This is a genomic window from Mesorhizobium sp. M4A.F.Ca.ET.090.04.2.1, assembly GCF_003999085.1.
GTDB lineage: Bacteria > Pseudomonadota > Alphaproteobacteria > Rhizobiales > Rhizobiaceae > Mesorhizobium.
This window is the reverse complement of sequence record NZ_RZOT01000141.1, coordinates 1-11616: the sequence shown is the minus strand read 5'-3', so window position 1 is coordinate 11616 and position 11616 is coordinate 1. Positions and strand designations below refer to the sequence as shown.

The following is an 11616-nucleotide window of genomic DNA, read 5'->3' as shown; positions in this document are numbered from 1 at the left end:
ATGTGAAGGTCTAACGCTGCCATTCCGAGTTCCCTTTCGGTGGGCGTGACTTCTATCGGTGCTTTATTTCATTTTCGTGACAATATGGAGTTTAATTTCATTTGGCAACCGGTTTATCCATCGCCTTTCCGAGCGCCAGCATGAGGCTTTCGATCACAAAGATCTTGCCGATCGTCGATGTTAGGGTGCCGCCGATCGGGTGGTCTTGAAGGCCGGAGGCCTGCAGGGTGAAGTCAGCCGCTTTCTCGAGCGGGCTGCGGGCGCGGTTGGTGATGGCGACGGTCAGTGCCCCCGCAGAACGGGCGCCCTTGAGGAACTGGACGGTGTCAACCGTGAGGCCGGAGATCGAAAGGCCGATCGCAACGCATCCGGGACTAAGCCCGCTGGCGACTTCGTGAGCCATGTTGGAATTCCTGAACGCAAAGGCCGTTAGCCCGACACGCAAAAGCCGATAGGCAAGCAGTTCTGCCGTTATACCGGACATTCCGGCGCCGTAGAGGTCGATCCGTCTGCTTGCCGCAAGCGCGGCGGCGACCTTCGCGAGAGTTTCGGAATCGGCATTGTTGTGTGCGATGCTGAGGTTTTGCGCCATGGTGTCGTGCAAGGATTGCAGAGCGCTATCCGCAGTTCCAGCAGCAGTAGGAGGCAGTCCCGGGCGGCCAATCTCGGCCGCCAATGCCAGCTTGAAGTCGCGGAAGCCGGAAAAGCCTATCTGCCGGCAAAGCCGCAATATGCTCGCTTCACCACTGGCCGCGAATTCACCTAGCTCCGCGACCGATTGGTGCAGCACCTTTTCCGGGTTTTCCAGAATGTATTTGGCAATGCGAGCGAGCGCATTGGGCAATCGATCGATGTCGTCCTGCAGGCGAGCCAAGATGCTCTCGTGCGATGCCGCTTTCATTGCAGGTGAGTTGACGCTCATTTCCACAATCCTCACCCCTTATGAATGAAGGAAAGAGCAGCGAGATACCATAAATTATCGAACAATTTCTGGACAATCGACCGAGGGCGGCCCCAAGGTCGCGAGAACAATGCCTCGCTCGTGACCTTCCTGGCGTCGGTCCGCCAAGGTCAATAGTCCTCAATTCTCTCCGGGCCGGATCCACTTCTAAGCATCATTGCGGAAAAGCTGCGGCCTAATAGGTCGTATTTCAACCCCCTGTGATGGTGGCTATCCCATAGGTCATAATGCTCATTGGGGTCCTCTTTATGATCGAACAGCTCTCCTATTCCAACATCGTGATATACATTTAGTTTGTGACGTCCATCATAGTACATCGATGCGCGAGACCCTCGGCTGCCGCGGAACCTGAGGGAGTTGTGATACTCACTGACAACGTATGGCTTATGGCAATCCAGTGAAGTGTTCCCAAGCAGCATCTGGTCGAGTGACAGCCCCTGCATGGCCTTTGGGACCTCAAGCCCCGATAACGAGAGCAATGTGGGCGCAATATCGACCAGCTCGACAAGTGCATTCGACACCGATCCTTGGGCTGGGCTGCCAGGCACGGAAATCACAAGTGGGACATGCACCACACCCTCATAGAACCGGCAGCCTTTGTAGAGCAGGCCGTGGTCGCCCATCATATCACCATGATCGCTCATGAAGACGATGATCGTGCGATCCAGCTGGCCGGTTTCCGTCAAAGTGTCTAGTATCCGGCCGACCAGATCGTCCACCTGTGCCACCTCGGCGTGATAGGCCGCTCTCATCTCCCAAATATTGAACTTCGTTGGTGGCGCTTCATGCGTAGGTCCTGCCAATTCGTCGTTGTGCGCCTCACCCGCGTCTGTTGCTGCGTGCCAAGGATCCACCGCGAATTTCGCTTGCTGATCGACTCGTTCAAATTTCTTCTGGTGCTCGAGATCAATCGGCTTGAACGCAGGATCAGGCATATCATTTGGATTGAACCGCCTGAGGTAGTCTGGCGGGGGATTGAGGGGCGGATGAGGCGCGTCGATGTTAACGCCTAAATACCAACTACGATCAGAATGCATCTTGATGAAGCGCTCAGCCCGATCGCCTGCCCAACGCGCCTGCCGATATTCTGCGGCTGGTCCCGGACCATAGTGTTGGTCAAGATAGGGTTTGAAGTAGGCTTCGGGATTGACCCCTTTTGACCACATCCACGCATGATAGTCGTGGTTGCCTGACCACTCCGGAAATGGCTCAGGGCTCCAGTAGAACTCGGCAAATCCATCATCGGGGCGCTTTTCTATCATGCCACGTGTGGCAGACAGGTGCAGCTTTCCTATGTGCCCTGTATAGTATCCGGCGTTCGCCATCAGTTTTGGGAGCAAAACGAGATGCGAAGGAAATGTGCCGGCGCCGTTCTGATGCACTTGGTGTGCGATCGGATACAAGCCTGTCAGAAAGCTCGTTCGGCTCGGCGTGCAGATAGGGCTCTGACAATACGCACGGGCGAATGCCGTGCCCGTCGCCGCCAGGCGGTCAATATTGGGAGTCTGCGTGCCTTTGAACCCTAGGCACTGCAAGGTGTCCCAACGCTGCTGATCGCTGCAAATCCAGACTATACTAAAGTTCCTCAACTCTCATCCCACGCGCTATGGAGGTTCAGTTCGCGCGCGCACCGGCGCGCAAAACCGCGCCGGTGGCGACGTGTAACGGCTATTTCAGGTATCCAGCGCGCTTCACGATTTCGACCGCATCACCTTGAGCATCGTCCAAGGCAGCCTCTGGGCTCTTGCTCCTGACAACCGCTTCTTGCAGGGCACGGCCAAGGCGATCGCCGATCTCCTTGAATTCTGGAATGCGAGGATAATACCACTCGGGCGCCCCGCGAAGCGTTTCTGCATACGTTGCCGCAAACGATCCATGGCCATAATCATAGTCATGTTTCGCACGGATTTCCGGATCGTCCCACAGCGATGTCCTGGTGATGGCGACAAAGGTGCTGTCGAGCGAAATCCGCTTCATGAGATCTTTACTCGTCGCCCATTGAAGGAAGGCCGCTGCAGCTGCCTTGTTTTCTGATGCAGCTGGAATGACATACGCCTGTCCCGCAAAGGGCGGGAACCTCCCACTTACGCCGCCAGGGGGCAAAGCAAACCCAAGCTTGCCGACGACCTTCGACAGCTTGGGATCGAGAATGCGACCTGCGGTGGGAGCGCCTTCGACAGTCATAGCAATGCGGCCCTGCTGCATCGCGATGACAACATCATCGAAGGTTGCTGAGATGCTCCCAGGCACAGTGAAATTGGTCATCACATCCGTGTACCATTTCAGCGCCTCCACCGCAGCGGGCGAATTTACCGTGGGCGTCAGATCCGCTGGTTCGTCCGCAAAATATTTACCGCCAAAACCATAAAGAACCTGGCCCCAAAACCATATATTCTCGCCAGTATCCGGTTGACCCCGTAGCGCCGTGCACTGAATGTCTGCCTTTCTCAGCAGATCACAATCATTACGGAACTCTTCCCACGTTTGCGGTGGCTGTTTGATTCCGGCTTTCTCGAACAAGTCGGCACGATAATACAGGAGCTGTGTCGCCGCGAAATGCGGAAATGCCAGCTGTTTGCCGTCCTTATTGTAGAGGCGCAGCACGGGAGCGATGAAATCCTGTACGTCCGCACTCTTCATGTCTATGTAATTATCGAGCGGCTCCAGGATATCGCCAGATGCGTATCGCCCGAACTCCTCGCTCCCTAAGTATACCACGTCGTAACTATCTGAACGCGTTAGGAGCTCGACCGACACTTTTTGAACGGTCGGCGCATAACCGAAGAGATCAAACTGCACTTCAGCGCCAGTCTTCTCTGTGAATTCGTGCGCGAATTTTTTGAGCTCCAAATCGTATGCCGAGTTTGTCGATAGGACCTTTATTTTCGCGCCGTCATAGCGCTGTTGAGCCGTCGCTCCCCCGCCGACGGCAACACCGAACGCAACGGCAAGAATTCCAAGATACCTCATTGATTTTCTCCTTGAGCTAGTGTTTTACCCTTTCACGGAACCGGTCGTTGTTGGGCCGGCGACGTATTTCTTTACGAACGGCACGAAAACCACGATCGGGACCAGCATAAGCACGCATGCGGCTGCCGCCTTGCCCCAATCGGTCCCCTCAAATGGCATGAAATTCAGTATTGCGACGGCTGCGGTTTTTGCGTCATCGCGTGTCAATGTCAGCGCGAAAAGAAACTCGTTCCACGAACCAATGAATATCAGTATTGCTGTTGCCAGGATACCATATTTGGCGATGGGTATCGAGATGAGCGTCATCGTCTGCAGCGTTGACGCGCCGTCTATCATCGCGGCTTCTTCGATTTCACGCGGCACTTGGTCAAAAAACGCTGACAAATACCAGATCGCAAGCGGAACCGCGAACATTGTGTTGACGATGATCAGCGCAATCTTCGTGTCGACGAGGTGTACTTGGCGAAAAAAGAGAAAGTAGGGGATGATGTAGATCATCGCTGGCGCCGCCCGGAGTGCCAACACCAGCGTCAATAGCCTTCGCATCGCAGTTTTCTGCAAATGAGAGATGCCAAAGGCTGCCGGGATCGAAAGCGCCATGGTCAATATGATGGTGCTGCATGAGACCACAATTGAATTGATGAGCGCGGAAGAGAAGTCCTTGTCAGCGATTATCGCGGTATAGTGCTGAGCGGATGGCTCCCCCACGATCACGGGCGGCCATTGAAACATCTCGGTCGGCTGTTTGAGAGATGTCGATAGGGTCCACAATATCGGCGAGAACAGGAATAGCGCAAAGGCAGCGGAGACAAGGTATCCGTAGATGTGACGTCCGAGGTCCCGACGCATGGGCTCACCTCCCAACGCGAGGGGCCGAGATTTGGCGAGTGGATGATATTCGGAGATGTGACGTCCAAGGTATCGATGCATGGGCTTACCTCCCAACGCGAGTGGCCGAGATTTGGCGAATAGACCAAAAACACACGCCGACGATCGTTGTTGTGAATGCCACGAGAATTGCGGCGGAATAATCGAGATCGAGATATGTAAATGCGGTCAGGAAAGCGTAGAAGTTTAGGGGTTCAGTCGCCCCAGCCGGCCCGCCACCTGTCAACACGAAGATCACGGGGAAAATCCCAAGGACCTCTAAGGCTTGAAACACGGCGACGGCTCCCATCGCAGGTAAGACGAGCGGTATGGAAATATGCCATTGCGCCTGGGCCCAACTTGCTCCGTCGAGGTTTGCCGCCTCATAAATCTCGTCTGGGATCGAGTCCAAAGACGAGAGAAGCAGCAAAGCAACTATGGGAACGCCAAACCAAATCGATACGATGATCACGGAGATAAGCGCTGACGTTTTGCTTCCAAGTAAGTCAGCTTCGAAATTGTGACCGAACAAGCTTGCGAGATAAGACAAGCCGCCCACACCAGGAATGAGGAACAGCTTCCACACAATTCCGCCTACCGCTGGCGGAATTATTGACGGAAGCAGGAAAGATGCTCGCATCCACCGTGTGCCAACGAGATTTTCCTTAAGCGCTATTGCCAACGCTAATCCACACAGTAATTGGAGGACGACGGGGACGACGACCAAAATGAACGTAACCAGCGCGGCGTTGATAAACCGACCGTCGGACAAGAACCGCGCGTAATTGTAAAGCCGGATAAAGCGCGTCTTTTCCGGGAAGGCTATGTTGAAGTCACCGAACGAGAGGGCAATGACAGCTGCAATCGGCACGACTGTCGCAAGACATAGGAACGCGATCGCGGGTGTAACGAGCGCCGAATACACTTTAGGCCGGGAAGATGCCATCGTCCGTTGCTCCTGGAGTTATTTATGCTCGCCTGGAATGGGCACCTCAGATGCTGCCAGCAACGCTTAAGCGAGCTTCAGCAAGCAGAGGACGTCAACGATGCAGTGTTCCCCGTGGTGAGTTACTCGCAGCCGTCAACCGTGCCGAGACAATTCCACGGCGTATAGTTTTATCGTAGAGTTACCTTTCCAAGTTTCATGCGCCTTTGGAAACAGAATGCTGCGCTCCATTCAATTGGCAGGCGAAGCACGACACATTCTGCCGTCGACGGCCTCGAGACAGCGTGAACACTGCACTGGCTCGCCATTGCTGTCTTGATCAGGGCCAAGAAGGATGTCCGGAACGTGTCATCTCGTGGCGCGCGTGCTCAGACCCGGGGCTCCGATTCGTCCATGGTCACCTTTGTGTCATTTTGGCTATAACGAAACTGGGCATCAGTAAGTCCGGCCGCGTCGGACAGTTCTGCGGCTAGCAGCTGAGCGGGCAGGATGTCCACGATTGATCGTGCCACGCGGTTCTGCAAAGATGGCACCTTCACAACTGCGAGGTTTTTGGCGTCCTGAGGCGACTCGCTTGCGGTTACCAGAAGAACTGCACAGCCGATTTCAGCCAATTCCTGCGCCAATCGCACTTCGCGGCCGTCACCAAATATCAAAATCCCGGTTGCCTGATCCATCGATTCCATCGGGCCGTGCAAGTAGTGCAGCGTGTCTGCGACGCCGGTGGGCACCCTCGCAGCCTCGCGAATGAGCAAACAAGCCTCGCCCGCCGTACCCAAAGCCGATATCGCGCCAACGCAATCGATCGCCCGCTGGTCATGAAACATTTCTCCAATGCGTGCCATCTTTTTCGCAGAGGTTTCCAAGACCTCGCTTGCTATCAGAGGAATGTCGTTCCAATTGAAGCTGTCTTCACCGCAGAGCGCATCTATCAGCAGCCCGCCTGCCAGCAGCGAGCCTGTGTAGCCGGTGCTCGACGGCAGTGAATCCGGACCGGACTCGAAGCGAAGTGCTGCCGAAGCGGTGCGTGACAGCGGGTCGTTGCCTCCGCTTGTAATCGCGAGGGATGGTAACGTGCTGTGGATGGTGAGTGCAGCGATTGGCTCGATGCTTCTTCCTCCGACAGAAAAGACTATGATCGCGTCGCCAGGGTCCCCCGGCTCCATGAGATCGACTGCGCGCCAAGTATTTGCTCGTCTGCCGCGGCGTTGCAGCTCACCGGCCACTACCCCCGCTGCCTCGTAACTCGCGCCTATTCCTGTAACGACGACAGTCCCCTTTTCAAATGGCGCGAGATCAAGGTCGCGAAGCTGCGTTCCGACCACTTCCAAGGTATGGCGAAACTGATTGGGTTGACGGGCGATCGTTGACCTGTAAATCATTGGATATCCATATGTTGAGAGACAATTGAGGTCTCTGGGCCATCCCCGGCACTGCAAAGTTGCCGCGCCAAGACGCAGGCGCCTAAGACCGGCGGCTTGTCGAGGAAGGTGACCGCCACTGTCGCCCCGAAACGATCGGAAATTTGATGGGAGAACGCATTGGCTAAAAGTGGCTGGGCGAGGATGACCCCTCCGCCTACCACCACGTCTTTGTCGGACACGCCCGCCAACTTCAGGTGGTGAACTAATTGGGTCAGGGCCGCTGCGCCCTCGTCAATAACGCGCTTAGCCAACGACGAGCCTTCATTGGCTGCGTAGAAGATAACGGGTGCGTGTCGCCCCAGAGCCGAGGCACCGCCTTCCTTCGCGATAGCGGTGCCGATGTTCGTGGGGCTATTCAGTCCAAATGCCTCACAAAGCGCTTCGACAAGCGGCTCTGACCTTGCCCCTCCGAGGTCAATGTGCCGTCGCACTGCTCGACCAGCCTCACGTACTAAACCGGGAGCGCTCCCTTCGTCTCCGATTGCCCAGCCCCAACCGCCTGCGACATGCATCCTGCCTTTCTGGTCCCGAGCAACGGCGATTGAGCCAGTTCCCGCGACGACACCAATTCCGCTGGAAAGCCCCATGGCTAGGGGAAATAGCTCTGCATCGTTGACGACCCTCAACGGGCAGGCAAAATGATTGGAAAGGGGTTTTTGCAGGATGGCACACTCGGCCTCATCATCACATCCATGAGAGCCAATCGCGATGCCGTTGGGAGTGGCGCCATCCGCAAATCCGCTGATTAGCGCGATTAGTCCAGGAATATCGTGGTCATAGGCTCCACAACGCCATTCACTGGTCCTCACCACCAAGTCGCGGCCCATGCCCTGTTCCAGGCAGCTTCTCAAATGCGTTTTGGTGCCTCCGATGTCGACACCAATCGATATAGAAAACATCTCGTCATCTCTGTTCGCATTCGCGCCCAGCGGCCGCGGTCCCAGTCTCTCGCTGAAGGAATATCACTTTTTTTTCGTCTGCGAAAGATGGTTTTTTTCATCATGCGCGACTCTTTCCCCGCGCGGCGATGATGGTCAAATGCCGTGCAAAAAGGCTGGCAGGCGGCTGGGGGCTCTAACGAAAACAATGTTCACGGCTTGGCAATCTGCTGAAAAATTCCTATTGCTTTCACTGCCCGTGTCAATCAAGCCTAGGGAGCTGGAGCTCGGCGACATCAAGGGAATCGTAAATGCAGGAAAAGATCTTGGCGCGCTTGCGTTCGTCTCAGCCCAGCCTCAGTCCGGCGCTCCTTCGCATCAGTGAGTACGTCCTTAACGATCCCGCGAAGGTCGTGAACCAAACTATCACGGAGGTTGCTGACGGATCCGGATCGAGCGAAGCGAGCGTCTTGAGGTTCTGTAGAGACATCAAATTTTCGAGCTTCCAGCGTTTCAAACTGGCATTGGGGATCGAACTCTCCACTCACCAGACAATCAGACACGCCAGCCCGTCTGGTGACGTCATCGACGACACGCTGTCGACGGCCATCACCGCGCTCAAGCAGACAAAGGACCTGTTGAATCACGCCGCTCTCGAATTGGCGGCAAAACAGATCATACGAGCAAAAAGCATAGATCTGTACGGGTTCGGCGGCTCTGCGAATGTGGCCCGATACGCGCATTACTTGTTTGTTCGATTCGGACTGGTGTCGCGCGTGCTGGACGACCCACATCTCGCCGTCATGAGTGCAGTGAATCTCGGGCCGAAGCAAGTCGCACTGGCAATTTCGGAATCTGGCTCGAGCAAGGATACAATCAACTCACTTATGGCGGCCAAGGCGGCTGGCGCATTTACCATCGCAATCACCTGTCATATACGCAGCCCGATCGCTGCCAACGCGGACGCTGTACTGGGAGCATCCTCAACAGACACGCCCATCACGCGAGGAGCATTCTCCAGGGTCGCTGGACAATATTTGATCATCGACATCCTCGCCAACATGATCGCTAAAGATGGCAGCAAGTTCCAGGCGGCTATGCAGCGAACCGCAGAAGCCACCATAGATAAAAGCTTTTAGCCGAAACGTTCGCGCAGGTAGTCGTTCAGGAAGCGACCGTCCGGGTCGAAGCGAGCCCTTTGAGAAATAAAATCCCCGTATCTTGGGTACAAGGCTTCGATCTCGGACCGGCCCAGGCTGTGAAGTTTGCCCCAGTGCGGACGACCTTTTACCCAGGAAAAGATTGTCTCGCAATCGCGGATGAAATCCCAGTAGTCCTCTCCTGCTGCGCCGGACACCGATATCATTGCGGTCTTCCGCTCAAAGTATGGACTCAACCAAATATCGTCAGCCGCCACGGTTCTATACTCAACCGGGAATATCTGCGACGGATGCTTCGTCTGGATCAGCTTGCGTATTTCACGCAATACCGCCGGACCGTCCTCGTAGGGCACCGAGTATTCGCATTCGTTATGGTTCGGCATCGGAATTGAACCCGGAAATATCCGATAGCTGGGCCCTATTCTCTCGCCGGCCTGTGCTTCGACAGCTGCTGACGGCTGAGTTGTGACGTTCAGCGTTCTGATTTCGCAGACATCAGCTTTACTGCGCGTACGACCAATGCCAGACGTGTCGGGCAGGCTGTATAACGATGCCGAGTGTTCGGTCGGGCACCAGAACACGCGGAGGCTCCGGTTTTCCTGACATAGCTGATCCAAATGATTCATGCATTCTTCAAAATCCTCACGCCATATTTTGTCATGAAGATCAAAAGCAGGAACAAGCTTCATCGTGACGGAAAGCACCACGCCAAGCATTCCGAGACAAACTTTCGCAGCGTTGAGGACATCGATGTCTTGCGAAGCATCGAAATTGGCGATGGATCCATCGCCCATCGCTATCCGCATTCCAATTATCGGGCCCGCTAAGCATTGCAAACTATCGCCGCTGCCATGCGTACCCGTCGATACGGCCCCGCTCATCGTCTGCAGATCGATATCGCCCTGGTTGGGCAATGCCCAACCAGCAGAACGCAGTTCAAGGCCAACGTCACAAATCCGCGTTCCGCCGCGGAGGGTTACGCTGCCGTTGGTTGGGTCGATATTTTCGATCCCTGTTAGACGCTCCGCGGAGATTAGAACTCCGTCCGTGGGGACAATCGGCGTATAAGAGTGCCCCGTACCCACTACGCGGACGCGCAGATTGGTTGAAGCTGCTGTCTTGATCGTTCTGCAGACGTCATCGTCCGAACTTGGCATTTCGAAATGCTTCACCCGACAAACCTGATTGCTCACCCAGTTCCGCCAAATCATGCTAGGGCCGAGTGTCTGCGCTCTGGTCTCTGAAGAAGGCAATGGAGTTCTCCTTGCGTGTGTTTTCTCGCTGCTAGGTGCTGGGGCAGCCGCCTCGGCCCGCCAGAATAGGGTCGTCACGCTGTGCCCAGCGCCGACTCATTTTGGCAGGCATGACGGATATCATCATCGACCTAGATACAAAAGAAGATTATCTCCATTATAACTCGGTGCCCCGGCAGACCGACCATTGGCGCGGGGCAGCGGTGACCGCTGGTGGTCCACACTCGCTTCTCCCGTCGATGCGAACGGAAAATTATCGTTTCAGAGCCTTCACCCCACAAGAGCCGACGACTGGCACCGACCGGTTGCGTCGGGCCTCACCACGTATTTCGTGCGAGGCTTTCGCCGAAGGACGCGTATGCTGTCTTGTGCACGTCAATCAGCCTGTTGGACAGTTCTGGCTCTTGGCCCGGCGGCCTTGCAGTGCAGGAGCGTTTGGCGAGTCCTGGCCCCAGCTCTTGACCTTGTCCTTGCCCTTGAAGCGCATCATCAGACGCCGCCTCATAGAGCGCGCGCCGCACGTCGACGTCGCCTGCCTTCGAGATGCGGCCCTGAACGTCGATCGAGGTGCCCGACTGCCGGCGTCGCGACCTCAGCCCGAAGTAGGCCGCGACGTCGCGCGAGCGGCGGAACCGCGTGGGATCGTCCATCGCCGTTCATGAACGAAAGCGCCGTCACCGGACCGACGCCGGGGATGAACGCAGCGCTCGAACCGTCGTGACGCACTCTTCCATCGGACGGACGGAGCATCGAAATCGAGCGCGGTCCGGCTGTCTCATTGTCGGCGCGGCGGCAGGCAGGATAACGTGGTTCAGTCGTTCCTGGTTTGCATCGGTGCTCATCCGCCGGAGCGGATCTCCTTGCTCAGATGGGGTCCGTCAGCGCGCCGGCGCCATGCGTTTTATCTGCCGCCGCACCGCTCATCGATGCGCTCCCAGCAGCTTGCGGTCCTTGACATGGGCGCGCCGCGTGGCATCGGCCTCGCTCGCGGCCGCATCGCCGACGTAAACGTCCATCGCTCCACATGGCGTGTATGATCACCGCCAGCTTGCGCGCCACCGCAACGCAGGCCTTGCGGTGGCAGGAGCGTTTGGCGATGTCCCGGCCCCAGCTCTTGACCTTGTCCCTGCCCTTGAAGCGCGTCATCAGTCCTGACG

The 11616-nt window shown here is 56.2% G+C and carries 9 protein-coding genes and 2 pseudogenes; 1 reads left to right on the top strand and 10 read right to left on the bottom strand.

The window, feature by feature from the left end:
* Nucleotides 1-97: 97 nt before the first annotated feature.
* From EN781_RS12485 to EN781_RS12455, 7 genes are all read right to left on the bottom strand, one after another.
* On the bottom strand, nt 98-922 hold the full coding sequence (locus tag EN781_RS12485; protein WP_051695325.1) for a MurR/RpiR family transcriptional regulator: 825 nt from the start codon (nt 920-922) through the stop codon (nt 98-100).
* Between the two features lie 149 nt (nt 923-1071).
* Nucleotides 1072-2550, bottom strand: a complete 1479-nt coding sequence (locus tag EN781_RS12480; RefSeq protein ID WP_127400036.1) for a sulfatase-like hydrolase/transferase — start codon at nt 2548-2550, stop codon at nt 1072-1074.
* A 79-nt stretch (nt 2551-2629) separates the two neighbouring features.
* On the bottom strand, nt 2630-3931 hold the full coding sequence (locus EN781_RS12475) for a sugar ABC transporter substrate-binding protein (RefSeq protein WP_127284306.1): 1302 nt from the start codon (nt 3929-3931) through the stop codon (nt 2630-2632).
* 24 nt (nt 3932-3955) lie between these two features.
* Nucleotides 3956-4780, bottom strand: a complete 825-nt coding sequence (locus EN781_RS12470; protein WP_189347517.1) for a carbohydrate ABC transporter permease — start codon at nt 4778-4780, stop codon at nt 3956-3958.
* 85 nt (nt 4781-4865) lie between these two features.
* Entirely contained in the window at nt 4866-5744 is an 879-nt protein-coding gene (locus tag EN781_RS12465; protein WP_127400035.1) for a sugar ABC transporter permease, read from the bottom strand.
* A 368-nt stretch (nt 5745-6112) separates the two neighbouring features.
* The gene (locus tag EN781_RS12460; protein WP_091597870.1) at nt 6113-7126 is read right to left on the bottom strand and encodes a glucosamine--fructose-6-phosphate aminotransferase; all 1014 of its coding nucleotides are present in this window, start codon (nt 7124-7126) and stop codon (nt 6113-6115) included.
* Nucleotides 7123-8067, bottom strand: coding sequence for a BadF/BadG/BcrA/BcrD ATPase family protein (locus EN781_RS12455; RefSeq protein WP_127400034.1), 945 nt, complete (start codon nt 8065-8067; stop codon nt 7123-7125). The genes EN781_RS12460 and EN781_RS12455 overlap by 4 nt, the downstream gene beginning before the upstream one ends.
* 290 nt (nt 8068-8357) lie before the next feature.
* Between EN781_RS12455 and EN781_RS12450 the strand changes: the two genes are divergently transcribed.
* Nucleotides 8358-9185: a MurR/RpiR family transcriptional regulator gene (locus EN781_RS12450; RefSeq protein WP_029354755.1), complete on the top strand. Its 828-nt coding sequence runs from the start codon at nt 8358-8360 to the stop codon at nt 9183-9185.
* Here the strand turns inward: EN781_RS12450 and EN781_RS12445 are convergent.
* The 3 genes and pseudogenes from EN781_RS12445 to EN781_RS12435 all read right to left on the bottom strand — a co-directional run.
* A complete protein-coding gene (locus EN781_RS12445; protein ID WP_164783573.1) occupies nt 9182-10399 on the bottom strand; it encodes a D-arabinono-1,4-lactone oxidase in 1218 nt (405 codons plus the stop codon). The two genes, EN781_RS12450 and EN781_RS12445, sit on opposite strands and share 4 nt — an antisense overlap.
* 485 nt (nt 10400-10884) lie before the next feature.
* Nucleotides 10885-11155 (bottom strand): annotated as a pseudogene (locus EN781_RS12440) (IS110 family transposase); the annotation flags it as partial.
* 224 nt (nt 11156-11379) lie between these two features.
* A pseudogene (locus EN781_RS12435) lies at nt 11380-11616 on the bottom strand (IS110 family transposase); the annotation flags it as partial.